General features: G+C 37.1%; 24 protein-coding genes and 2 tRNA genes. 6 read left to right on the top strand and 20 right to left on the bottom strand.

Annotation, left to right across the window (positions count from 1 at the left end; translation table 11 throughout):
• Positions 1 to 50 precede the first annotated feature (50 nt).
• Positions 51 to 518: an anaerobic ribonucleoside-triphosphate reductase-activating protein gene (nrdG, locus tag KP712_RS01155; protein WP_048954103.1), complete on the top strand. Its 468-nt coding sequence runs from the start codon at positions 51 to 53 to the stop codon at positions 516 to 518.
• Positions 519 to 534: 16 nt separating this feature from the next.
• Here the strand turns inward: nrdG and rapZ are convergent, their stop codons facing one another.
• From rapZ to yjgA, 6 genes are all read right to left on the bottom strand, one after another.
• Positions 535 to 1395 (bottom strand): RNase adapter RapZ, encoded by an 861-nt coding sequence (rapZ, locus tag KP712_RS01150; protein ID WP_048954104.1) that lies wholly within the window; start codon positions 1393 to 1395, stop codon positions 535 to 537.
• A 22-nt stretch (positions 1396 to 1417) separates the two neighbouring features.
• Positions 1418 to 1912, bottom strand: a complete 495-nt coding sequence (gene ptsN, locus KP712_RS01145; protein WP_048954105.1) for a PTS IIA-like nitrogen regulatory protein PtsN — start codon at positions 1910 to 1912, stop codon at positions 1418 to 1420.
• Between the two features lie 2 nt (positions 1913 to 1914).
• A complete protein-coding gene (gene lptB / locus KP712_RS01140) occupies positions 1915 to 2640 on the bottom strand; it encodes an LPS export ABC transporter ATP-binding protein (protein ID WP_048954106.1) in 726 nt (241 codons plus the stop codon).
• A gap of 2 nt (positions 2641 to 2642) precedes the next feature.
• Positions 2643 to 3161 carry a lipopolysaccharide transport periplasmic protein LptA gene (gene lptA / locus KP712_RS01135; protein WP_048954107.1) on the bottom strand — a complete coding sequence of 173 codons (519 nt, stop codon included), beginning with the start codon at positions 3159 to 3161 and terminating at the stop codon, positions 2643 to 2645.
• Positions 3145 to 3747 carry an LPS export ABC transporter periplasmic protein LptC gene (gene lptC, locus KP712_RS01130; RefSeq protein ID WP_048954108.1) on the bottom strand — a complete coding sequence of 201 codons (603 nt, stop codon included), beginning with the start codon at positions 3745 to 3747 and terminating at the stop codon, positions 3145 to 3147. Before lptC ends, lptA begins: the two co-directional genes overlap by 17 nt.
• 70 nt (positions 3748 to 3817) lie before the next feature.
• The gene (gene yjgA, locus KP712_RS01125) at positions 3818 to 4354 is read right to left on the bottom strand and encodes a ribosome biogenesis factor YjgA (protein ID WP_048954109.1); all 537 of its coding nucleotides are present in this window, start codon (positions 4352 to 4354) and stop codon (positions 3818 to 3820) included.
• Between the two features lie 88 nt (positions 4355 to 4442).
• Here yjgA and pmbA point away from each other — a divergent pair, with 88 nt between their 5' ends.
• Both pmbA and hpt read left to right on the top strand, forming a co-directional pair.
• Positions 4443 to 5798: a metalloprotease PmbA gene (pmbA, locus tag KP712_RS01120; protein ID WP_048954110.1), complete on the top strand. Its 1356-nt coding sequence runs from the start codon at positions 4443 to 4445 to the stop codon at positions 5796 to 5798.
• A gap of 323 nt (positions 5799 to 6121) precedes the next feature.
• Positions 6122 to 6661, top strand: a complete 540-nt coding sequence (hpt, locus tag KP712_RS01115) for a hypoxanthine phosphoribosyltransferase (RefSeq protein ID WP_048954111.1) — start codon at positions 6122 to 6124, stop codon at positions 6659 to 6661.
• A gap of 56 nt (positions 6662 to 6717) precedes the next feature.
• Here hpt and der read toward each other — a convergent pair whose 3' ends face one another.
• Positions 6718 to 8229: a ribosome biogenesis GTPase Der gene (der, locus tag KP712_RS01110; RefSeq protein ID WP_005630139.1), complete on the bottom strand. Its 1512-nt coding sequence runs from the start codon at positions 8227 to 8229 to the stop codon at positions 6718 to 6720.
• A gap of 225 nt (positions 8230 to 8454) precedes the next feature.
• Between der and KP712_RS09200 the strand changes: the two genes are divergently transcribed.
• Positions 8455 to 8514, top strand: coding sequence for a hypothetical protein (locus KP712_RS09200; RefSeq protein WP_371316032.1), 60 nt, complete (start codon positions 8455 to 8457; stop codon positions 8512 to 8514).
• Positions 8515 to 8647: 133 nt separating this feature from the next.
• Here the strand turns inward: KP712_RS09200 and KP712_RS01105 are convergent.
• From KP712_RS01105 to dnaQ, 3 genes are all read right to left on the bottom strand, one after another.
• A tRNA-Asp gene (locus KP712_RS01105) sits at positions 8648 to 8724 on the bottom strand.
• Positions 8725 to 8747: 23 nt separating this feature from the next.
• A tRNA-Asp gene (locus KP712_RS01100) sits at positions 8748 to 8824 on the bottom strand.
• 87 nt (positions 8825 to 8911) lie between these two features.
• On the bottom strand, positions 8912 to 9682 hold the full coding sequence (dnaQ, locus tag KP712_RS01095; protein ID WP_048954112.1) for a DNA polymerase III subunit epsilon: 771 nt from the start codon (positions 9680 to 9682) through the stop codon (positions 8912 to 8914).
• A 60-nt stretch (positions 9683 to 9742) separates the two neighbouring features.
• Here dnaQ and rnhA point away from each other — a divergent pair, with 60 nt between their 5' ends.
• Positions 9743 to 10213 (top strand): ribonuclease HI, encoded by a 471-nt coding sequence (gene rnhA / locus KP712_RS01090; protein ID WP_048954113.1) that lies wholly within the window; start codon positions 9743 to 9745, stop codon positions 10211 to 10213.
• Between the two features lie 265 nt (positions 10214 to 10478).
• Positions 10479 to 11561, top strand: a complete 1083-nt coding sequence (locus KP712_RS01085) for a porin (protein WP_048954114.1) — start codon at positions 10479 to 10481, stop codon at positions 11559 to 11561.
• A 122-nt stretch (positions 11562 to 11683) separates the two neighbouring features.
• Here the strand turns inward: KP712_RS01085 and KP712_RS01080 are convergent, their stop codons facing one another.
• The 10 genes from KP712_RS01080 to murD form a co-directional block, all read right to left on the bottom strand.
• Positions 11684 to 12841: a chorismate mutase gene (locus KP712_RS01080; protein ID WP_048954115.1), complete on the bottom strand. Its 1158-nt coding sequence runs from the start codon at positions 12839 to 12841 to the stop codon at positions 11684 to 11686.
• Between the two features lie 122 nt (positions 12842 to 12963).
• Positions 12964 to 13881 carry a UDP-3-O-acyl-N-acetylglucosamine deacetylase gene (gene lpxC, locus KP712_RS01075; protein ID WP_048954116.1) on the bottom strand — a complete coding sequence of 306 codons (918 nt, stop codon included), beginning with the start codon at positions 13879 to 13881 and terminating at the stop codon, positions 12964 to 12966.
• Between the two features lie 32 nt (positions 13882 to 13913).
• Positions 13914 to 15173, bottom strand: a complete 1260-nt coding sequence (gene ftsZ, locus KP712_RS01070; RefSeq protein ID WP_048954117.1) for a cell division protein FtsZ — start codon at positions 15171 to 15173, stop codon at positions 13914 to 13916.
• Positions 15174 to 15256: 83 nt separating this feature from the next.
• On the bottom strand, positions 15257 to 16534 hold the full coding sequence (ftsA, locus tag KP712_RS01065) for a cell division protein FtsA (RefSeq protein WP_048954118.1): 1278 nt from the start codon (positions 16532 to 16534) through the stop codon (positions 15257 to 15259).
• Positions 16535 to 16552: 18 nt separating this feature from the next.
• A complete protein-coding gene (locus tag KP712_RS01060; RefSeq protein ID WP_048954119.1) occupies positions 16553 to 17317 on the bottom strand; it encodes a cell division protein FtsQ/DivIB in 765 nt (254 codons plus the stop codon).
• 1 nt (position 17318) lies between these two features.
• Positions 17319 to 18239: a D-alanine--D-alanine ligase gene (locus KP712_RS01055; RefSeq protein WP_106013400.1), complete on the bottom strand. Its 921-nt coding sequence runs from the start codon at positions 18237 to 18239 to the stop codon at positions 17319 to 17321.
• 119 nt (positions 18240 to 18358) lie between these two features.
• Complete coding sequence (murC, locus tag KP712_RS01050; RefSeq protein ID WP_215770474.1) at positions 18359 to 19786, bottom strand: UDP-N-acetylmuramate--L-alanine ligase; 1428 nt, start codon at positions 19784 to 19786, stop codon at positions 18359 to 18361.
• Positions 19787 to 19854: 68 nt separating this feature from the next.
• Positions 19855 to 20910 carry an undecaprenyldiphospho-muramoylpentapeptide beta-N-acetylglucosaminyltransferase gene (gene murG / locus KP712_RS01045; RefSeq protein ID WP_048954122.1) on the bottom strand — a complete coding sequence of 352 codons (1056 nt, stop codon included), beginning with the start codon at positions 20908 to 20910 and terminating at the stop codon, positions 19855 to 19857.
• 10 nt (positions 20911 to 20920) lie between these two features.
• Positions 20921 to 22105: a putative lipid II flippase FtsW gene (ftsW, locus tag KP712_RS01040; protein ID WP_048954123.1), complete on the bottom strand. Its 1185-nt coding sequence runs from the start codon at positions 22103 to 22105 to the stop codon at positions 20921 to 20923.
• Positions 22106 to 22110: 5 nt separating this feature from the next.
• Positions 22111 to 23427 (bottom strand): UDP-N-acetylmuramoyl-L-alanine--D-glutamate ligase, encoded by a 1317-nt coding sequence (gene murD / locus KP712_RS01035; protein WP_215770473.1) that lies wholly within the window; start codon positions 23425 to 23427, stop codon positions 22111 to 22113.
• Positions 23428 to 23525 lie beyond the last annotated feature (98 nt).

Raw genomic sequence — 23525 nt, 5'->3', positions numbered from 1 at the left:
GTGCGGTTAATTTGCTGAGAATTTACACCATATTCCAGGAGTTTAATAATATGAACTATCTTCAATACTATCCCACTGATGTCATTAATGGCGAAGGTACACGTTGTACTTTATTTGTCAGTGGCTGTACCCATGGTTGTAAAGGTTGCTACAACCAAAAAAGCTGGTCATTTTCAGCAGGTGTATTATTTGATGAAGCGATGGAACAACAAATTATTAATGATTTAAAAGACACTCGCATTAAACGCCAAGGGTTGACGCTTTCAGGTGGCGATCCACTTCATCCCCTCAACGTAGAAACATTATTGCCATTTGTGCAACGCGTAAAACGAGAATGTCCCGATAAAGACATTTGGGTTTGGACGGGTTATAAGCTGGATGAACTAGACGAACAACAACGTGCTATGTTGCCTTATATTGATGTGTTAATTGATGGGAAATTTATTCAAGAACAGGCTGACCCAAGTTTAGTTTGGCGGGGTTCAGCAAATCAGGTTATTCATCGATTTAAACTATAATATTACCGATACGCCATTATTGCGTCTTTTTATTTCGCTCTAAAGATTTATGCTGAATCTGCACTATTTTTCCTTTTGCCTGAAAATATTCTCCAAGTTGTTGTGCTATATAAACAGAGCGATGTTTCCCACCAGTGCATCCAATAGCAATAGTTAAGTAACTTCTATTATTTTTTTCTAAAAGCGGCAACCATGTTTCTATATAATTTCGTGTAAGATAAATAAATTCATTCACTTCTGTATGACTATTTAAAAATGCCGCCACAGGCGCATCTAATCCTGTCATTGGGCGAAGTGCCGGATCCCAATGTGGATTGGGTAAGAATCGCACATCAAAAACATAATCTGCATCAAGCGGAATACCATATTTAAACCCAAAAGATTCTATAATAATTTTAAGTTCTTTTTCGCCATACCCACAAATAAACTCTCGTAATTTTTCTGCAAGCGTATGTGTCGAAAGATGTGTCGTATCAAGAATGAAATTAGCATGTTGGATTAGTGGCTCTAAATATTGATATTCTGCATCAATCGCAACTTCAAGGGACAGATCTTGAACAGAAAGTGGGTGTAAACGCCGAGAATCACTATATCGACGAATCAACGTACTGCGATCCGCCTCTAAGAAAATAATCCTAACCTGATGATGATTTTGTAATGTTGAAAGTGTTTGCTCTAACGTCGTCGCAGAATTTGGAATATTACGAATATCTAGACTAATCGCTACTGAAGATTGTGACTGAGAAAGAATCTGAGTTAATTGAGGTAGTAAATCAAAAGGGATATTATCCACACAATAATAGCCCATATCCTCCAAAGCGCGTAGTGCCACAGACTTTCCCGCACCAGAACGTCCGCTAATAATGATAATATCCATATGCCCTCCCACTCTTTATTTCTTATTCATTATTCTCAAAAGAGATATTTTCTGAGCTATCTGAAATTTCAAAAACCTGCCAAATTTCCTCTGCACTTTTTGCTGAACGTAACTGCTTCAAAAGATTTTTATCCGTTAGTCTTTCAGTTAAGAAAGATAAAATTGGCATATAGGTTGCGCACTGATTTTCAGGTACCAATACCGCAAATACAAGATCAACAAATTTACCATCTGATGAATCGTAATCAATCGGTGTATCTAATTGCATAAATACAGCTATTGCTTTGTCTGATAATGTTACAGGAATTTTAGCTTTAGGCATGGCGATACCATTTCCTAAACCTGAATTACCTAATTTTTCCCGTTCAAAAAGACATTCCAAACAAACTTGTTCACCTTTCTCATCATTAACTTGCTCAATGACAAAATGCGCAATAGATTCAAATAATCGTTTTTTACTGGAAAAACTTACCCCCTGACGAATATTCTCAGGGCTTAATAACTCGGTAACGTTCATCTTTATAACTTAAACTGATCACCAAGATAAACACGTTTAACATGCTCATCATTCATAACAGCCTCAGGCGTACCTGTCGCAATAATTTTACCTTCTCCAACAATATAAGCGCGTTCACACACATCTAAAGTTTCACGTACATTATGATCAGTAATTAGCACACCTAATCCGCGATTACGTAAATCAGTAATAATTTTCTTAATATCAGATACTGAAATAGGGTCAACACCAGCAAAAGGTTCATCTAATAAAATAAATTTAGGATTAGCGGCTAATGCTCGAGCAATTTCTACACGACGACGTTCCCCACCAGATAAAGATTGGCCGAGACTATCTCTAATATGACTAATATTAAATTCTTCGATTAATTCATCCGCTCTTTCACGGCGTTGCTCAGCGGTTAAATCTTTACGAATTTCTAAAATAGCCATCAAATTTTCATAGACGGTTAAACGACGAAAAATAGACGCCTCTTGGGGTAAATACCCAATACCTCGCTGGGCGCGATTATGCATTGGAAGTAAACTAATATCCTCACCATCAATCACAATCTTACCTTGATCTTGGCGAACGAGTCCCACCACCATGTAAAAAGTCGTCGTTTTTCCCGCACCATTCGGCCCAAGTAATCCCACAATTTCATTTGAATTAACTTGAAGACTAACATCAGATACCACTTTACGGCTTTTATAGCTTTTCGCTAAATTCTCAGCAATCAAAACTGACATGATTACTTCCCTTTCGCTTTTTGTAATTGAGACGGAATTAACACAGTAGTCACTCGTGATTTCGCACCACCATTGGCTCTAAGTTGCTGTTTCTTCACATCATAAGTGATAAGTTCACCATTAATTTTACTATCTAATTGTTTCAACTCAGCATTACCTGTCAATGTTAAAAACTCCGTACCAAGATCATAGTGCACCTTATTAGCCTTCCCATCAACAGGTTTCCCATCGTCAAGTAATTGATGAAATGTAACAGGGCTACCAAAAGCATCAACAGTTTCTTTTTTACCTGAGTTTTCTGGTGGACGTGTAATCACAACCTTACTTGCTTTAATTAAAATCGACCCTTGAGTTATCACAACATTATCCGTAAAAGTCACTACACTCTTTTCCATATCCAACGCTTGATTATCCGAAACGATATTAATCGGTTGATTGGTATCATCTTTAAGCGCAAAAGCCGATATGGATGTCATCATTAACGTTGTGAGTAAAAATATTTTATTATTTACGAACTTCATAATATGTTTTCACCTGTTCTTTTAAAGTAGCAACTTGTTGACGTAAATTGCCAACCATTTTTAATCCTGTTGAACTAAAATTTTGTCCATTAATCTTGACCATTGAGTCTGATGTCATATCCTGTGTTTTCAAATTGACAATTGCCATCTGAGTTTCTACACGCTGCAAATGAGAAGTTGGTTCCAAACTTTCCGCCACAACATCTCCCTCTAAATACAGCATTTCATCTTTTGTGAGCTTGGCTTTTTTAGCACTCAATTTCCAACTCTGTGATGCCAAAGCATGAGCAACATCCTTTGCTTGACTAGTATTAGATGAATTAACATCGAATAAATAGACTAATGGCATCTCAAAATCAGTATGTCCATCTACAGTATAATGTTTCACATTATCCGCAAGAGAAACATATTGTTTTTTCCCTTCTGGTGAAAACACTGTTGTTTCCATTTTATTGCCAATATAATCGGGGCTATCTGGCTTTTTCACCAAATTTGATAAATCAGGTGCATCCCGATTCAGTGAATAAAACCAACCTAGTAAACCAAAAGCAATAATACTTAAAATTACATTCCAACGAATATTCATTTTTTCTACTTTATTATCTGGATAAGTGCGGTTAAAAATATTGATAGCACTTGATTAAGTGCTCACAAAGCTAATCTTCCAGCATCAATGATTTCAGCATTTGATAAATATCTCGATATGCTTTTGAAGGTTTATTTTGTTCCCGCTCTTTCTGTGCAGAACGAATCAAATTACGTAATTTCTGGCGATCAGCTTCTGGATAATTATTTAATAAATTCGTCAATGCTATATCACCATTTTCGATCAACTCATCACGAATTTTTTCAATTTTATGTAACATCGCTTGCTGCTGATTATGCTTATTTTCGATTTTATCTAACGCTTCACGAATTGGGGCAACATCAATACCACGAAATAATTTTCCAATATATTGCAATTGACGACGGCGAGCCTCTTTTTGTAAACGCTGGGCAAGCTCAATGGCATCAAGCAAAGATTCATCAAGGGGAATTTTAGCTAAATTTGCTTTGGTTAAATTCACAATTTTTTCGCCAAGTTGCTTTAAATCTTCCGCATCTCGCTTAATTTCACTTTTACTTACCCAAATAATTTCTTCTTGCGCCTCATCTTCCCAATCAAAAGCTTCTTTTTTCTTACGTTTCGCCATTTTTTGTCCTTTATAAAAATTGGGGCGCATTTTACCATAAACTTTGAAAATAAGATAAAATGTTGCAAATTTTTAACAGGAAAAAACAATGAAAGCACCCGAAAATCAAACCGCACTTTTAAAAGCGCAGGAGCAAGAATTACGTCACGCTGTTAGTTTTGCAGTTGAATTAGCCCAAAAAGCTGGAGCCAGTGCAGAGGTGGCTGTAACCAAAGTAAGCGGCTTATCTGTTTCAACACGATTGCAGGATATTGAAAATGTGGAATTTACCAATGATGGCGCACTAGGTATTTCCGTTTATTTGGGACAACAAAAAGGTAATGCTTCTACCTCTGATTTAAGTGAAAATGCCATTAAAAATACTGTAGAAGCGGCACTTTCTATCGCAAAATATACATCACCCGATGATTGTACAGGACTTGCTGATGAGCAATTAATGGCCTTTGATGCGCCTGACTTAGCACTTTACCATCCTGCTAATATTGATGTAGAAAAAGCAACAGAACTTGCTCTCCGTACAGAAAAATCTGCTCTTGAAGCAGATAAACGAATCGTAAATAGCAATGGTGCAAGCTTTAATTCTCACACGGGTGTAAAAGTATATGGTAATACCTACGGTATGTTACAAAGCTATTTATCCAGTCGCTATTCATTATCTTGCTCAGTCATTGGGGGTGTAGAAGGTGCATTAGAAAATGACTACGAATATACAATTTCCCGTGAGTTTGATCGACTTCAATCACCGACTAGGGTCGGTGAAACTTGTGCGAGAAAAGTAGTTTCACGCCTAAATCCACAAAAGCTTAATACATGTGAAGTACCCGTCATTTTTTTAAATGATGTTGCAACTAGTATTATTTCGCATTTAGCGGCATCAATAAGTGGCGGTAGTTTATACCGAAAATCAAGTTTTTTACTTGATCGACTAGGAACATCCATCTTACCTGAATGGTTTAATATTAGCGAACGCCCCCATTTATTACGTGCACTGGCTTCAACGCCTTTTGATAGTGAAGGAGTCCGCACACAAAATCGTGAAATTATTGAGAATGGTATATTAAAAACCTATTTATTGACCAGTTACAGTGGAAAAAAACTCGGAATGCCAAGCACAGGTCATGCTGGTGGGATTCACAATTGGCTTATCCAACCAAATTTAACCGGAGGATTAACCGCACTCTTACATAAAATGGACAGAGGTCTATTAGTAACGGATGTTATGGGACAAGGAGTAAACCTTGTGACAGGTGATTATTCTCGAGGTGCATCAGGATTCTGGATTGAAAACGGTGAAATTCAATACCCTGTCGCTGAAATTACAATTGCAGGTCAATTACAGGATATGTTGAAAAACATTGTTGCCGTATCAGATGATATAGAACATCGTTCAAACATACAAACTGGCTCAATTTTATTAGAAAAGCTGAAAATTTCTGGAAACTAAAAAATATTTAATATTGATAATTATTCTTATTGACAGAGGTTAAAATTCTGATAAGATACCCACCATCTGTTAAGCGATTGCAGGTTGCTCCAACAGGTAGAGTAGAAAGTAAATTCGTTAGGGTTCAAAAGGCTGAAGATTAATCTTCAGCCTTTTTTATATTTCATCTTCCATCTCTAAATCTATCTTAAAAGAATCCAAGTTATTTATATTGAAATATGGAATAACACTCAGCGAGAAATTCTGATACACATGGCATAACGATCAATTTTTTTGTAGAATAGCAAACGATTACATTCCTTTTAAATTCACAAGGACATTTTATGAAAAAACACCATGTTGATGTTTTAATTGCAGAAAGCGATGTTCACTCTCGTATTGCAGAGCTTGGGGCCGAAATAACAAAACATTATCAAGAAAAACAAGTCAATAACCTTGTTGTTATCGGACTTTTACGTGGCTCATTTATGTTTATGGCTGATATTGTACGCCACATTCATTTACCTATAGAAATTGAGTTTATGACTACTTCCAGTTATGGAACAGGGATGACAACAAATCATGATGTGCGTATCACAAAAGATCTTGATGGCGATATTAAAGGTAAACACGTATTAATCGTAGAAGATATTATTGACACGGGTTACACACTTGAAAAAGTACGTGATATTTTGAATTTACGTGATCCTGCAAGTCTTGCTATCTGTACCTTGCTTGATAAACCCTCTCGTCGCGAGGTTGAAGTGCTGGTAGAATGGATAGGTTTTGAAATTCCGGATGAATTTGTGGTGGGATATGGTATCGATTATGCACAACGTCACCGTAATTTAGGCTATATTGGCAAAGTGGTTTTAGAAGAATAATGCTCATCAAGCAAGTGCGGTCAAAATTTATAATGAATTTTGACCGCACTTATTTTTTAACGTTTCGCTTTCTTAATAAACTTCATCAAACGTTTACGCTTACGCAATTGGTTCGGGGTAAGTTTATTTTTACGCCCCGCAAATGGATTCGAACCTTCTTGGAAAAGAAGACGAATTGGCGAGCCAATAATTTTCAAACTCTTACGATAATAATTAGATAAATAACGTTTATAAGAATCCGGTAATTTATCCATTTGGTTACCGTGAACCACTATAATCGGCGGATTATAACCGCCTGGGTGAGCATATTTTAATTTAATTCGACGACCGCCAATCATCGGTGGTTGGTGTTCATCCGTTGCCATTTGCAAAATACGAGTTAAAAGCGAGGTCGTCATTTTTTGAGTCGCACAAGCATACGCTTCTTTAATCGAATCAAAAAGATTACCCACACCACTTCCGTGCAATGCGGAAATAAAATGCACGCGAGCAAAATCAATAAAATCTAAACGACGATCAAGCTCAGATTTAACGCGGTCTTTCACATCTTGATCTAAACCATCCCATTTATTCACAACGATCACTAAAGAACGACCTGCATTTAAAATAAAGCCGAGCAAAGATAAATCCTGATCAGAAATGTTTTCTCTCGCATCAATAGTCAGTAATACAACATTAGCATCCTGAATCGCTTGCAAGGTTTTTATCACGGAGAATTTTTCAACAGCCAAATGCACCTTACCGCGCTTACGCACACCCGCCGTATCAATCAACGTATATTGCTGCCCATCACGCTCCATTGGAATATAAATACTATCGCGTGTCGTGCCTGGCATATCGTAAACCACCACACGATCTTCACCTAAAATACGATTGGTTAAAGTGGATTTACCCACGTTTGGACGACCAACAATGGCAATCTTAATATTTTTATCTTGCTCTTCTTCTGATTCTTCTAACGCCTCATCAAGCAATGCCGTATCTTCTTCTGAATCAAAATCGAATTCTTGTTCCCATTCGTCTTGTTCTTCCTCAGAAGTGCGGTCATTTTCATCGGAGTTTTCCATTTGCTCCGCAAAAGGCGCAAGTACTTGTTCCATTAACTGAGTGACACCACGGCCTTGTGAGGCTGCGATTTGCTCAATTTCTCCTAAACCTAACTGATAAAATTCAGCACAATGAGAATCCGCATCGATACCATCGGTTTTATTTGCCACCACAATCGTCGTTTTGTTTTGACGTTGACGTAAGTAATTAGCGATACCAATATCCGCTGCAGTTAAACCCGCTCTAGCATCCACAAGGAAAAGAACAATATCGGCTTCATCAATAGCAAGCAAAGATTGCTCCGCCATTTTTTCTTCTACGCCCTCTTCGGTTCCATCAATACCGCCAGTATCAATAACAATAAACTCATAACCAGCAATATGAGCATGGCCGTATTTTCTATCACGAGTTAAACCAGGAAAATCAGCGACTAACGCATCTCGTGTACGAGTAAGGCGATTAAATAATGTGGATTTTCCCACATTCGGGCGACCAACAAGGGCCACAACTGGAGTTGCCATAAAAAATCTCTTATTTTGTCAAAAATGGCGGCCATTATATCGGAAGTTAAAGGATTGGTAAAAAATGATTTCATAAAGAAAATAAAAAGCCACAGGATACAATCCTATGGCTTTCTAAACACTGTTTATTTATCTATAACCTAACGTTATAATAATGTCGCTTTCAAGTCATCACCTTGAAAGCGAGTGTTGCGCTTTTTCGCAACGTTTGAAGAGGATAAGAAAATGATTAAAGTCATTATCCTTGTCGTACTACTATTATTAGTGAGTTTACCGACTTACTAATAACACGACATACTAGGGAGTAGCAGCTCCCTAGTTCTTCAAATCTTAAAAGATTACTTTATTTTTGTCAAGGATGAAGCAAATTTCAGATACAAAAAAAGCACCGTTAGGTGCTATCTTTATTTATCTTAATTGGCGGAATGGACGGGACTCGAACCCGCGACCCCCTGCGTGACAGGCAGGTATTCTAACCAGCTGAACTACCACTCCGAGATAAGATATTAATTTTAAATTGGCGGAATGGACGGGACTCGAACCCGCGACCCCCTGCGTGACAGGCAGGTATTCTAACCAGCTGAACTACCACTCCGCTAAGTGGTGCGTATCATAATGACGAACATAAATCTCGTCAATCTTTTTTTATGATTTTTTTATTGTATGATTAAATCCTAAACGATTAGTGAATAACCTCTTTGTCTAAACGTTTATCCCATAAACAATTATCACCGCTTTTTTTATTAATCATTTTAATAAATTCTAAATGCGCCAATAATTCATCTTCACTCGGTTGTAATACTTTCAAATTATGCGAAATATTCACCGCACTTCGTAAAGCTGCATTTTTATTACCTGACATGGTTCGAATAAAATGTGATTCATTCACATCATTTTCATCAAACAAACTAGTTTGGCCGCCTGTCATTGCCAAATAAACATCAGCTAAAATTTCAGCATCTAGCAACGCCCCGTGTAGCGTACGTTTACTATTATCAATATTCAAACGGTCACAAAGTGCATCTAAGCTATTACGCTTGCCTGGATACATTTGACGCGCCATCTGTAGCGTATCTGTAACTAAGCAAATTTCATCAGTTTTCACATTAAGATTCAACTTACGAAACTCATAATCCATAAACCCCACATCGAAGGGCGCATTATGAATCAATAATTCTGCGCCTTTAATATAATCCAAAAATGGCTGTGCAATCTCATTAAATGAGGGTTTATCTGCCAACATTTCATCTGTAATGCCATGAATTTTAATTGCTTCAGGATCAACAGGACGATCAGGCTTAATATAAAAGTGAAAATTATTGCCAGTATAACGACGATTAATCATTTCTACCGCACCAATTTCAATAATACAATGTCCTTCATAATGCGCCCCTAATTGATTCATCCCCGTTGTCTCGGTATCCAGTACAATTTGGCGATTTGGATTAACCATTTGTTCAACCTATTTCTTTCCTTTAAAATGAGGGCCATTTTACACAACAACCCTTTTGTTATGCAAAAACAGATTGAAATTTTTACTGACGGCTCCTGCTTGGGCAATCCTGGCCCGGGAGGAATTGGCATTGTCTTACGCTATAAGCAACATGAAAAAACCATTTCCAAAGGCTACTTCAAAACTACAAATAATCGTATGGAACTTCGTGCTGTCATTGAAGCATTGAATATTTTAAAAGAGCCCTGCCAAATCACACTTTACAGTGATAGCCAATATATGAAAAACGGGATCACAAAATGGATTTTCAATTGGAAAAAAAATAATTGGAAATCAAGTCAAGGCAAGCCTGTAAAAAATCAAGATTTATGGCAAGCGCTGAACGAAGCCATTCAACATCATCAAATCAATTGGCAATGGGTAAAAGGCCATGCAGGACATCGTGAAAATGAAATCTGTGATGAATTAGCCAAAAAAGGGGCTGAGAACCCAATATTGGAAGATGAAGGATATTTTGAGACCTCAATATAAATACACAATAAATACACAGCTTCGATGTATTTTTATACCACTTCACTTAAGCAAACGATCACTAAAGCATTCATTTGAATACAAAATAAACAAAAATAGATAAAAAATGTGATCTTGATCAGATTTTTGGAAATTAAGCCTATAGGAGTGATTGACACAAAAAAAGGAATTTGGAATGATTTGCACGTCTATTTAGGCGGTTGGACTGCCATATAGGGAAAAAGTTCAATCATAGATAGTAAAACAACCATAAGGAATACAAATTATGAAAAAAACACTTGCAGCATTAATCATTGGTGCATTTGCAGCTTCAGCGGCGAACGCGGCAGTAATCTATAATAATGAAGGTACTAAAGTTGAATTAAACGGTTCTTTACGTATCAACTTAGAAAAATCTAACCAAGATGGTATTAATAAATCAGGGAACTTAAAACGTCATACTCATTCAGGATTGAAAAATGATGGTTCTCGTTTTGAAATTAAAGTACGTCATGATTTAGGTGATGGCTATTACGCATTAGCACGTACTGAAGTACGTTTTGATGGTGATGAAAAAGGTCTTAAAAAGAAAGACAACGATGGTTTTGGTAATTTAACTACGAAACGTGCTTATGTTGGTTTAGGCCACAAAGAATTTGGTCAAGTAACTTTTGGTCGTCAAGTAACTATTGTTGATGACGTAGTAACAGCAGAAGACAAAACATACGGTCTAATTGAACCAGATGATTACGTATCAAAAGCAGGAAAATCTGTTGTTCGTTACGACTACTATGGTATTGAAGGTTTACAATTAGGGGTTGGTTACCAATTTGCAGAACAACGCAAAGATAATAATGAAGTACTTGAAGGTTCTGTTCAAAACTCAAACCAATTTGGTGCTTTATATGAAAAAGATGGCATAATTGCTAAAACTGTGTTTGGTAGAACAAATTACAAAACTGGCAATACAGAAACTAAAGAACATAGAGATGGCGTTGTTGCTAGCTTAGGTTACGAGTTCAATGGTGTAACTCTTTCTGTGGATAGTGGTTACGCAAAAACCAAATTTAAAGATACCGATAAAAAAGAAACTCGTTTCTTTGTATCACCAGGTTTCCAATATCAAATTACTGACTTAAGTAAAGTATATGGTAACTATAAATATGAACAAGTTAAAAACACAGATAGTTCTAAAGATAAACAACACGGTTTCTTACTAGGTATTGACTATAAACTTCATAAACAAGTAGTAACCTACTTAGAAGGTAAATATCAAGTTACTAAATCTTATGACAAAGATGGTAAATACGTAGACGATAGCAAAGTTAAAGATAAAGCTATTGGCGTAGGTATCCGTGTATACTTCTAATTAGTTGATTAAAAACTACTGTATAAAAGGCGAATCAAATGATTCGCCTTTTTTATGTAATAAAAAATCTATTTATAACGAAAGTGCGGTAATAAAATAGTATTTTATTACCGCACTTTTTCCTATATTTTCACAGGCTTAACAATTTCGCTCGGATAGCACCCTAAAATCTTTAAATAATTACTATAATTTTTCAGCTCTTCCAAGGCTTGTTGCGTATCAGGATGATGAATATTCGCCTCAATTTCTAAATAGAACATTTCTTCCCATGGTTTACCATAGATTGGGCGAGATTCTAATTTTGTCATATTAATGTGGTGTTTTTTAAATACCAATAAAGCATCAACTAATGAGCCCACCTGTTGTGAAGTCGTCATCAACAATAGGGTTTTTGTTGGGATCTGAGAAGAAACCTCTCGAGGTGTCTTAGCAACCACAATAAAACGTGTAATATTATTTTCTTGATTAGCAATATTCGTTTTCAGAACATTCAAACCATATAATTTTCCACCGTCTTCATTACCCAATGCCGCAATATTAGGTTTATTCAAACTTGAAACTAATTGCATCGCATGGGAACTACTTTCGCAATATTCAATATGAACACGCTCAAGACTGTGAATAAATTGGCTACATTGTTGAATAACTTGAGGATGGCTATATAAGGTATCAATTTGGCTTAAATCTGTCATATCATTGACTAATACGCAATGTTTAATTGGATAAGCCAACTCTCCCACTAATGAAAGCTCCGTATGTTGAAGTAAATCATAAACTTCATTAATCGCACCCGAAGTAGTATTTTCTAAAGGAAGGATACCAAAATCAGCCTCACCATTTTGTACTTTTTCAAATACTTGCTCAAAAGATTGACAGCCTAATTCAATAAATTGTTTTTGGTAACGTGCCGCATAATTCCTTGCCGCAAGATTAGAATAAGACCCACGTTTCCCTAAAAATGCAATATGTAAATTTTGGCTACGCTGTTCATTTAATTTATTTTGTAGGTAAACTTGCTGCGTTAATACTGAATCTTCAATGATTTTTTGAAAAATTGATGTGATATATTGAGCCTCAAGTTGATAGTTCTCATTTTCAGCAAATTGAATCAATTCTTGCAAAAGTGCTTGTTCACGCTCAACATCTCGTAAAGCCTTTTGAGTGACTTCTTTGCTTCTTACAACATCAAAAGCTAAGCGATGACGTTCTGACAGCAACTTCAACAAACTACGATCAATTTGTGTAATTTGTTGCCGAATTTCTGATAATTCTAATGCCATAATGTTTTCCTATAAAATCTTCCCGAAATTAACCGCACTTTTTCGCTTTACAATTAAAATGCGTACTAAATAAAAAAGCTATACTTCTTATCAGAAATATAGCTTTTTCAACAAAAAAAGAACTAAATCAATACTTGAACAGGCGCTACATACCCTTGCGGTACTTGAGCTTTATCTTCAAAGGTGACAAATTCCCACGCTTCTTGATTAGCTAAAACGGCGCGAAGCAATTTATTATTCAAACCATGTCCTGATTTATAAGCTTTGAAATCACCAATGATGTTATAGCCTGCCATGTAAAGATCGCCGATCGCATCTAACATTTTATGGCGTACTAATTCATCTTTGAAACGTAATCCATCCTCGTTAAGAATACGATAATCATCTAATACGATGGCATTATCAAGGCTACCACCTAATGCCAAACCTTGAGATTGAAGATATTCAATATCCTTCATAAAACCAAAGGTTCTTGCTCGGCTTATTTGATGAACAAATGCTTGAGCCGAAAATTCCATATCATAATTACGTACGTTTTTACCAATCGCAGGATGATCAAAATCAATAGTGAAATTTAAACGAAAACCATTATAAGGCTTAAATTCAGCCCACTTATCACCGTCTTCTACACGTACATATTCTTTAATACGAATAAACTTCTTCGCTGCGTTTTGTTCTTCAATACCCGCATCCAATAACAAATAAATAAATGGGCTCGCACTCCCATCCATAATAGGAATTTCTGGAGCATCGACTTCAATAATAATATTATCAATACCAAGGCCTGCTAACGCAGCATTTAAATGCTCAACTGTTGAAATACGCACACCTTGCTCATTTATTAAGGCAGTACAAAGCATAGTATCACGCACAGAATTAGGATCAGCTGGAAATGCCACAGCTGGATTTAAATCTGTACGGTAATATACAACCCCTGTATTTGGCATTGCAGGGCGTAAAGTTAATGTTACCTTTTTGCCACTATGCAAGCCTACACCAGTGACCTTAATGCTTTGTTTTAATGTTCTTTGTTTAATCATATTATTTACCCTTAATTTCAGGCAATACTACATCAATTTGATGAATTTTCATCACGTTGTGCTGCAGGGTTAAAGAAAGCATTGTTTTTAAACATATCTAAACGATCTGTAATAGGTTTATCAAGCGGACGATGATATTCCTCTTCTACTGTTTTAGTTTCTTCAACCGGTTCCGGACGACGAATATCTGGCACAATATTTACATCTTGTGGCTGGCGCACTGGGCGAACAACTTGAATTGGCTCATTAACTGAGATATCTCCTAATCCTGTTGCAACAATAGTCACTCGGATTTCGTCCGTCATTTCAGGCACTAAGCTGGTACCAATCACGACAGTAGCATCTTCAGAAGCAAAACTACCCACCGTTTCACCGACAATATTAAATTCTTCGAAAGAAAGATCCATACCAGCAGTGATATTCACCAAAATACCTTTTGCATTTGAAAGATCGATTTTCTCTAATAAATCATTACGTACGGCAATACGAGCGGCTTCTTCAGCACGCCCTTCACCCGCAGAACCAACAGCAGAACCAAAGCCAATCATTGCTTGTCCCATTTCTGACATAACAGTTCTTACATCAGCAAAGTCTACGTTGATTAAACCTGGTGAGGTAATCATATCTGAAATACCCATTACAGAATTACGTAATACATCGTTTGCTGCAGCAAATGCATCAATTAATTTAGCGTTTTTAGGGAGAACTTTTTGAATTTGTTGATTTGGGATAATAATCATTGAATCAACATATTGTGCTAAATCTTTAATACCCAATTCAGCAAATTGCATACGTTTTTTGCCTTCAAAAGCAAACGGCTTAGTAACAACCGCTACAGTTAAAATACCTAATTCTTTTGCAATTCTCGCTACAACAGGCGCAGCCCCCGTACCTGTACCGCCCCCCATACCAGCTGCAATAAAGACCATATCTGCACCTTCAAGCATTTTACGGATTTCTTCTTGATCATCTTCCGCTGCTTTACGGCCAATATTTGGATTTGCCCCTGCACCTAAACCTTTAGTCGTCTCTCCACCAATTTGTACAGTTTGTTGAACATGGCTTTTACGTAGAGCTTGTGCATCAGTATTTACTGCATAGAAAATAATGCGGCCATGCTCTTCCGATGTTAATGTGCTTTCCCCTAAGTAGGTACCACCCATTTCTTGTTTCACCATATTCATAACCATATGGTTAACGGCATTACCGCCACCGCCTCCCACACCTACGACTTTAATCAGTGCGCCGGACTCGTTAAAATTGTCGTACTCAGGGTACTCAGGGTATAGCATTGATGTTCTCCGTTATGATCAGACAAACTGACCCAATATATAAAACCTAAATTCTCTTTATTGTAGATGAAAAATCAAAATAATCAAAATTCTGACCGCACTTTATTGACAATTTTTTTAATTCCTTGCCAAATTGGCTGCCAAACACCACTCTCTGAATCATCACTACCCGAAATTAAATCATCATCACTATTGCTTTGATTATATTGTAATAATCCTACTACTGTAGAATATTGTGGACGACTCACATAATCCGTTAAACCAGTAATATTTAACGGGCTACCAATACGTACTTGGCAATTAAATACATCTGAAGCACATTCTTTTAAATCTTCAATTTGTGCGCCACCACCGGTAATCACAACACCTGCAATTAATTCAAATTTAATATGTTTTGCTTCTAATTCTTTCTTTAATTTATCTAATTCATCTTTTACTACACCTAAAAGTTCAGTATAACGAGCAGATGTAATTAAGGATAAATCACTTTTAGTTAAAGAACGAGGTGCTCGACCACCAATACTTGCCACTTCAATTTTTTTATCGCCATGTAAACGTGCTGGATAAAATGCACTTGCATAATTAACTTTAACACGCTCAGCTTCTGCACGTGAAATGGTACAAGCGTGTGCAATATCATTTGTCACAATATTCCCAGCATAAGGAATTACCTTACTAAAACGCAAAGCACCATTAGTGTAAACCATGACATTCATTGTACCTGCGCCAAAGTCAATTAAGCATACCCCTAAATCTTTTTCATCTTCAGTTAATACTGAATGGGTAGCAGCAAAACCAGAAAATACAACTTTATCAACCTGTAAACCACAACGTTCAACAGCTTTTTTTAAGTTATTTTGCCAATCTTGATGGCAAGCAATTAAGTGCACTTGAGCTTTTAATCGAACACCTTGTAAACCAAGAGGATTCTTGATATTAAATTGACGATCTACTGCATATTCTTGTGGAATAATATGTAATAAAGATAATCCTTCTGGCAATTTAATCGAACTTGCAGTGTGAAGTGCCGCATCAATTTCATCTTGTGTTACTTCGCGATCAGAAATAGGTACAAAGCCGCTTTCATTTAAGCTTTGAATATGCTCACCTGTAATTGCTAAAGTCACACTCATAATTTGGCAGTCTGCCATGGATTCAGCGCCTTCAATCGCACGTTGAATCGAATTGACGACAGCATCAAGATCAGTAATACTGCCACGATCAATACCTTTTGATGGGCAACTTCCCATCCCAAGAACATTTACCACGCCATCAGGGAAAACTTCCCCAACAACTGCGACAACTTTTGACGTGCCAACTTCTAATCCTACAATCGTTTTTGCTTCCACACCTTTAACCATTTTTGCACCTAGTTATTTTTATTTATCTGCCATACCTACAGCAGCACCTGCCGTATATCGTAAATCTACATAATCTATTTTTTTATTTTCAGGTACATCAATTTGTGGATAAATCGTTACAAAGCGCTCCAGTTTCGATTTCCACTCACCTCTGCCTAATCTTAACACAATATCATTATCAAGCGTAACCTGCCATGCACCACGCTCATCAATTGTCATGCCTTTTGCCATTAAATTCTTGGCTTTAAAATCAGCATAAATTTGATTCCATGCCTCCAAAACTTTTAAGCTTTGATAATCTGGCCCTCCTAAATAAGGTAACGTTTGCTTATTCAACCTTTCAAAAGGAAGCTGAAATACAACACCATCTTGTGTGACTAACTGGTTATGATTCCAAAATGCTACAGGCTGATATTCAGTTACCCAAATGCTTAAACGATTTGGCCATATTTTCCGAACAACTGCATTCTTAACCCAAGGCAAAGCTTCTATTTGAGCCTGAATAGGCTCAACATCCTGTCCCCAGAAGCCTTTTAACGATCCCATTTTTAATAGGCTTTCTTTTATATCTGCATCTGTCGTAAATGTTTTCTGCCCCATAAGTGCAAATGCCCCCATGGGTTTGTCATCCATTTTTTCTAAAAGTGTTTGCCAATTAATATATACGCTAAACACAAGCAAAGCGCCTAACAAAGCAAAGAAAGCCCGGATGTGAAAATAATACTTGGACTTTTTTTCGCCAAAACGAATATTCTGTGGTGTATTCCCTTTCAGAATGTTCATATTATGCACTTAACTCCAAAATTTTCACGACAAGTTGCTCAAAAGAAATCCCGACTGTCGCAGCTGATTTAGGAAATAAACTATGACTAGTCATACCTGGGTTTGTATTCACTTCCACTAAACGGAAATTGCCTTTTGAATCACACATGACATCAATACGGCTCCAACCACGACAACCTACTGCATCATAAGCACGTTTCACTAATAACGCTAGTTCTTGTTCACGTTCAGGCGTTAAACCTGCAGGACAAAAATATTGTGTATTATCTGAAATGTATTTTGCCTCATAATCATAAAACTCGCCTTCAGGTACAATACGAATAGCAGGTAAAACCTTTCCATCTAATACCGGTACAGTTAACTCATCTCCAGCAAGCCACTCTTCAATCAAAATTGTATTATCAAATTTAAGGGCAAATTCTACCGCACTTTTTAGAGCTTCTACGGTTTTCACTTTTGTTAATCCCACACTAGATCCTTCTAAAGAGGGTTTTACCATTAATGGTAAGCCCAGTCTTGCCACAACCTCTTCAGAATTAAGATTATTAAAAGTTTCACGCGTAACCACTTCCATTTCAGCGACAGGTAAACCAAACGCCTTCCATAGCATTTTTGTACGCATTTTATCCATCGTCAACGCAGAAGCCATCACGCCACAACCAGTATAAGGCAAACCAATTTGCTCTAATAAACCTTGCATTGTGCCATCTTCACCACCACGACCGTGTAAAATATTAAATACTCGATCAAAACCATCATTTTTAAGGTTTGCAACAGGGTATTCTTTAGGATCTACTGGATGAGCGTTATACCCCTGATTCAACAAAGCTTCTAATACGGCTTTCCCTGATTGAAGAGACACTTCTCGCTCAGCAGATGTACCGCCTAGTAATACAGCAATTTTTTCTTTTTTTAAGTTCATTTTTTATCCTGTTCGTCATTACCTAGGGAAAATATATCCTAGATTTCTTTCTATTCTATTTCATGGGAAATATAGCTGTTCCTCAACAGAGGATGATTATAAATAACCAAGAGCCTATATTAATTTTTCCAAGATTCAGCCAAACCACGAGAAATTTTACTCACACTTCCCGCACCTTGCGCTAGAATTAAATCACCGTCTTGAATAATTTGATCAAGCACATCACCTAATTGTGATGTATCAGAAACTAAAATTGGATCAACTTTTCCCAAATTACGAATAGAACGGCAAAGTGATTTACTATCCGCACCGACAATTGCGGCTTCTCCTGCAGCATAAACATCAAGCATAATTAACGCATCAACTTGAGAAAGTACTTGAACGAAATCATCAAATAAATCTCGAGTACGAGAATAACGATGAGGTTGGAAAATCATCACAATCCGTTTATCGCCCCATCCTTCTCGTGCAGCTTTAATGGTTACACCAACTTCTGTTGGGTGATGGCCATAATCATCTACTAAACGTACTTTTCCATTAGGACGAATAAATTCACCTAATTGATCGAATCGGCGACCAGCCCCTTGGAAATCAGCTAATGCTTCTAAGATAGCTTCATTATCAATACCTTCTTCTTTTGCTACCGCCAATGCTGCCGTTGCATTTAAGGCATTATGTTTACCTGGCACATTTAATAATACATTGATACGTTCACCATTTGGACAAATCACTACATAATGCCCTTGGAAACCAGTCTGTTCATAATCCTCAATGCGATAATCCGCATTTTCACTGAATCCATAGGTAATTACTTGACGGCCAACTTTTGGTACAAGTTCCATTAATACAGGATCATCTGCACACATCACGGCTAAACCATAGAATGGTAAATTATGTAGAAACTTGACATAGGTCGCTTTCATTTTCTCAAAATCACCTTCATACGTATCCATATGATCGGGTTCCATATTAGTCACCACTGAAACCATAGGTTGCAAATGTAAAAATGAAGCATCACTTTCATCCGCCTCCGCAACTAAATAGCGACTCGCACCAAGATGCGCATTTTTACCCGCAGATTTTACCAATCCTCCATTTACAAAGGTTGGATCAAGTTTTGCCTGGGTATAAATCATGGAAATCATAGCAGTGGTAGTCGTCTTCCCGTGTGTTCCTGCAACAGCAATACCATGACGAAAACGCATAATTTCAGCTAGCATTTGTGCGCGTTGAATAACTGGGATACGTTTCTCCTTAGCAGCAATAAGCTCAGGATTATCTTCATGAATCGCACTTGACACAACAACAACACTTGCGCCTTCTATATTCTCTGTGGCATGACCAATATAAATTTTCGCCCCAGCCTGCACTAAACGTTGAGTAACAACGCTATCGGCAATATCTGAACCAGAGATTTGATAGCCCTCATTTAATAAAATCTCAGCGATACCACTCATTCCCGCACCACCAATACCAATAAAATGGATTTGTTGTACACGGCGCATTTCAGGAATAATTTTTCTAATTTCTTCGTGGGAATGTTTCATTTATATTTCCTTTTTGACCTATTGGCAAAATACTAAAGTGCGGTTAAAAACTCACAATATTTTTGTTATTACTTTGAATTTTCAATGATTACATCTGCAACTCGTTGCGCTGATAATGGTGTTGCCATTTCTTTTGCTTTGATTGCCATTTGCAATAAATTTTCACGTGAGAAATTTTTTAAATAGTTCACCAAAATATCAGGCGTTAAATCAACTTGCTCCACAATTTTTGCGGCACCAACATCAGCCAAATATTTAGCATTCAAATATTGCTGGCGATCTTTATGTTGGAAAGGTACAAAAATAGCTGCTGCACCAACTGCAGCAATTTCGCAAACCGTTAATGCACCTGAACGACAAATCACCACATCTGCCCAAGAATAAGCTTCTGCCATATCATCAATAAACTCTGTTATTTTAACTCGATGAGCATTTTCTGCATAAAGTGCTTTCACTTCATCTACTGCACCCTTCCCTACTTGATGGCGAATATCTAATTTATTCTCGAGTTTAGAGAAAACTTTTGGTAACGTATGATTCAATACTCTCGCCCCTTGGCTTCCCCCTACCACTAAAACACGTAATTTATCTCCACGTTCAGAAAAACGAATTTCAGGATTAGACATCTGAAATAAATCTTGTCTAACAGGATTCCCAACAACCTCTGCATTTGGAAAAGCCGTTGGAAAAGCCTGCAATACCCGCTTCGCAATTTTAGCTAACCATTTATTCGTTAAACCCGCTATCGCATTTTGTTCATGCAAAATTATCGGTACACCACAAAGTTTTGCAGCAATACCGCCAGGACCTGACACATACCCTCCCATGCCAAGCACGGCATCAGGTTTCTCATGTTGAATAATTTTTTTTGCTTGTAGGATTGCGCGTAAAATAGCAAAAGGTGCAGTAAGTAAGGCTTTTAAGCCTTTACCACGCAATCCTGAAATTTGAATAAAATAAATTGGAATACCGTACTTAGGTACAAGCTGGGCTTCCATCCTATCTTTTGTACCTAACCAACAAATATCCCATCCTTGTTTCTGTAAAGTTTGTGCGACAGCTATTGCTGGAAAAACATGTCCGCCAGTCCCACCGGCCATTACTAATAATTTTTTATTTTTCATCTTTATGTCTCTAATCATCACGCAAACGTGCCTGGCCAGCTCGGAGTAGGCGATTTTCATGATCTATACGTAATAAAATACCAATCGTTGCTGACATAATAATAATACTAGAGCCACCATAGCTGACAAGAGGGAAAGTTAAACCTTTAGTTGGTAACATACCAAGAGCCATACCTAAATTGACAAATCCTTGGAAAAAAATCCAAAAGCCAATTCCTAATGCAAAAAAACCTCGAAAACGTTGCTCTAATATCAAAGACTCTTTACCAATTTTCAAAGCGCGAAATATAAGTAATCCCAATAAAGTGACAACAATAATAATACCAATCAAGCCAAACTCTTCGCCAATAATCGCCATGATAAAGTCTGTATGCGCTTCGGGTAAATAATCTAGTTTTTGAATTGAATTACCCAGTCCCTCACCAGTAATCTCACCTCGACCAAATGCCATAAGAGAATTAGTTAATTGGAAACCTGTACCGTATGGATCTTTAAAAGGATCTAAAAAACCTGTAAATCGTTTCAAACGATAAGATGCTGAAATAATCAACCATGCACCTAGTACCCCCCCTGTAGCCACTAATAAAACAAATTGAAAAAAGTGTGCGCCAACAATAAATAGCATACAGAAAGTTATTACAAAGAGCACCACGGTACTTCCCATATCTGGCTGAACCAACAGGAACATCCCCATTACACCCATAACAATAAATGGCTTCACCGCACTAAATTTACGACCACGTACTTCATCATAACGACGAGTAAAATAGCTTGCTAAAAAACAAGTTAGGGCTAATTTTGCAAATTCTGCAGGCTGAAAATTCAAAATACCTAAAGAAATCCAACGTTTAGCACCGTTTACCGAAGTGCCAATAAATAACACAGCTACGAGCAATACTACCGCAACCCAGAAAATTTTTGCATGCCATCTTTCTAACCTTTCAGAAGGTAAATACAACATGCTGTAGCAAGTTGCTAAAGATAAGCAGACATAGAGTGCATCACGTTTGGCAAAGTAAAACGGATCATTGAATAGTCTTGAGCTATAAGGAATGGAAGCGGATGTCACTGCAATAAGACCAATCAAAAGCAAAATTACAAATAGCCAGAATAGAGCACGATCATATAATAGTCCTTGTGGGGTAATACGAGTCCACTCATCGTAATTTTTTTTGAGCTTTTGTAATAATTCCATATATTCTATACGTTATTAAGTTGAGCCAAACGTGTAAATTCTTCACCACGTTTTTCAAAAGAGGTAAACTGATCTAAACTTGCACAAGCAGGAGACAATAATACCATATCACCTACACACAATATAGGGCGTAAAAATTCAATTGCCTGCCCCATTGTTTCAAATAAGTGACTTTGTGGAGAAAGTTTCGCTAATTGTGAACCATCTCGACCAAAACAATAACAAATAATGTGTGGTTGATTAATTAATTCAGCTAATTCTGAAAAATCAGCTCCTTTTCCATCACCGCCTAACAACAAATGCAATTTGCCTTCCACATAAAGGCCAGCTAATGCGGCAACTGTACTCCCCACATTTGTTGCTTTAGAATCATTAATCCAACGAATGCCATTAGCCTGATACGCTAATTGAAAACGATGGTCTAGCCCTTTGAAATGACGAAGTGCGGTACGAATTGAATCTAAATTAATACCAACAGCTTGTGCCAATGCCGTTGCCGCCAAAATATTCATATAATTATGGCGACCGACTAATGTTGCTTCTTCACAAGGCAAAATTACTTCATCTTTTGCCATTAAGTATTGCTTGCCGTTTTCCGTTTTTAGCCAATAATCTGCTGACTTTTCCGCAAAAGAAATGGTTTGTTTCGCTTGATTTTCATCTTCACCAAAAGTCAGCTTATCCTCATTATTCAAAACGCCGACCTCAGCATTATGATAAATGCGTAATTTTGCTTGGCGATAATCTTCTAAATCCACATAACGATCCATATGATCTTCAGTCACGTTTAAGACAGTTGCAGCCGCAGATTTTAAGCTGTAAGTTGTTTCAAGCTGAAAACTAGACAGCTCTAATACATAAAGTTCACAATCTTCATTCAACAATGACAAAGCGGGAATCCCAATATTTCCCCCCATACCAACTTTCACACCAGCAGCTTTCGCCATTTCATAAACCAAGGTAGTCACAGTACTTTTTCCATTTGAACCGGTAATCCCGACAATTGGCTTCGTCGCCGCACGGCAGAATAATTCAATATCACCAATTACTTCTACGCCAGCTTTAAGTGCGGTTTGAATTTCAGGTGTTTTTACCGCAAGCCCTGGGCTGATAACGATCATATCGCTTTCCAGTAACCATTCCTGATTTAAACTACCAGTATGAAGAGGGATATTTTGAGGAAATTTATCAACACCAGTAGGATTTTTTCGGGTATCAATCACTCGAATATTAGCCTGTTGGGATAAGAGATAATCCACGCAAGAAAGACCTGTTTTGCCAAGCCCGATGATAGTAATATTTTTGTTTTGATAGGCGTTCATTTTCTTTCTTCTTAATTGCTATAAATTCTAAAATTATATTATGGATGGAAATATAAATTTCCTTTACTAACGTAAAAAGGTCGCCCTTTCAAAAACTG

Source organism: Haemophilus sp. SZY H68, from assembly GCF_018829685.1.
Lineage (GTDB): Bacteria > Pseudomonadota > Gammaproteobacteria > Enterobacterales > Pasteurellaceae > Haemophilus > Haemophilus haemolyticus_K.
The sequence above is the reverse complement of the archived record's forward strand: the minus strand, read 5'-3'. Positions and strand labels throughout refer to the sequence as shown.

Excerpts from the sequence above, each read along its gene's own strand:
- der (WP_005630139.1), bottom strand. The coding sequence starts at position 8,229 with ATGGCAACTCCAGTTGTGGCCCTTGTTGGTCGCCCGAATGTGGGAAAA.
- ptsN (WP_048954105.1), bottom strand. The coding sequence starts at position 1,912 with ATGAACGTTACCGAGTTATTAAGCCCTGAGAATATTCGTCAGGGGGTA.
- lptB (WP_048954106.1), bottom strand. The coding sequence starts at position 2,640 with ATGTCAGTTTTGATTGCTGAGAATTTAGCGAAAAGCTATAAAAGCCGT.
- KP712_RS01060 (WP_048954119.1), bottom strand. The coding sequence starts at position 17,317 with ATGAACATTCTGAAAGGGAATACACCACAGAATATTCGTTTTGGCGAA.
- ftsW (WP_048954123.1), bottom strand. The coding sequence starts at position 22,105 with ATGGAATTATTACAAAAGCTCAAAAAAAATTACGATGAGTGGACTCGT.
- murD (WP_215770473.1), bottom strand. The coding sequence starts at position 23,427 with ATGAACGCCTATCAAAACAAAAATATTACTATCATCGGGCTTGGCAAA.
- murC (WP_215770474.1), bottom strand. The coding sequence starts at position 19,786 with ATGAAACATTCCCACGAAGAAATTAGAAAAATTATTCCTGAAATGCGC.
- pmbA (WP_048954110.1), top strand. The coding sequence starts at position 4,443 with ATGAAAGCACCCGAAAATCAAACCGCACTTTTAAAAGCGCAGGAGCAA.
- rnhA (WP_048954113.1), top strand. The coding sequence starts at position 9,743 with ATGCAAAAACAGATTGAAATTTTTACTGACGGCTCCTGCTTGGGCAAT.
- murG (WP_048954122.1), bottom strand. The coding sequence starts at position 20,910 with ATGAAAAATAAAAAATTATTAGTAATGGCCGGTGGGACTGGCGGACAT.
- dnaQ (WP_048954112.1), bottom strand. The coding sequence starts at position 9,682 with ATGGTTAATCCAAATCGCCAAATTGTACTGGATACCGAGACAACGGGG.
- rapZ (WP_048954104.1), bottom strand. The coding sequence starts at position 1,395 with ATGGATATTATCATTATTAGCGGACGTTCTGGTGCGGGAAAGTCTGTG.
- ftsZ (WP_048954117.1), bottom strand. The coding sequence starts at position 15,173 with ATGCTATACCCTGAGTACCCTGAGTACGACAATTTTAACGAGTCCGGC.
- lptA (WP_048954107.1), bottom strand. The coding sequence starts at position 3,161 with ATGAAGTTCGTAAATAATAAAATATTTTTACTCACAACGTTAATGATG.
- ftsA (WP_048954118.1), bottom strand. The coding sequence starts at position 16,534 with ATGGTTAAAGGTGTGGAAGCAAAAACGATTGTAGGATTAGAAGTTGGC.
- yjgA (WP_048954109.1), bottom strand. The coding sequence starts at position 4,354 with ATGGCGAAACGTAAGAAAAAAGAAGCTTTTGATTGGGAAGATGAGGCG.
- nrdG (WP_048954103.1), top strand. The coding sequence starts at position 51 with ATGAACTATCTTCAATACTATCCCACTGATGTCATTAATGGCGAAGGT.
- KP712_RS01080 (WP_048954115.1), bottom strand. The coding sequence starts at position 12,841 with ATGGCATTAGAATTATCAGAAATTCGGCAACAAATTACACAAATTGAT.
- KP712_RS01055 (WP_106013400.1), bottom strand. The coding sequence starts at position 18,239 with ATGAACTTAAAAAAAGAAAAAATTGCTGTATTACTAGGCGGTACATCT.
- KP712_RS01085 (WP_048954114.1), top strand. The coding sequence starts at position 10,479 with ATGAAAAAAACACTTGCAGCATTAATCATTGGTGCATTTGCAGCTTCA.
- lpxC (WP_048954116.1), bottom strand. The coding sequence starts at position 13,881 with ATGATTAAACAAAGAACATTAAAACAAAGCATTAAGGTCACTGGTGTA.
- hpt (WP_048954111.1), top strand. The coding sequence starts at position 6,122 with ATGAAAAAACACCATGTTGATGTTTTAATTGCAGAAAGCGATGTTCAC.
- lptC (WP_048954108.1), bottom strand. The coding sequence starts at position 3,747 with ATGAATATTCGTTGGAATGTAATTTTAAGTATTATTGCTTTTGGTTTA.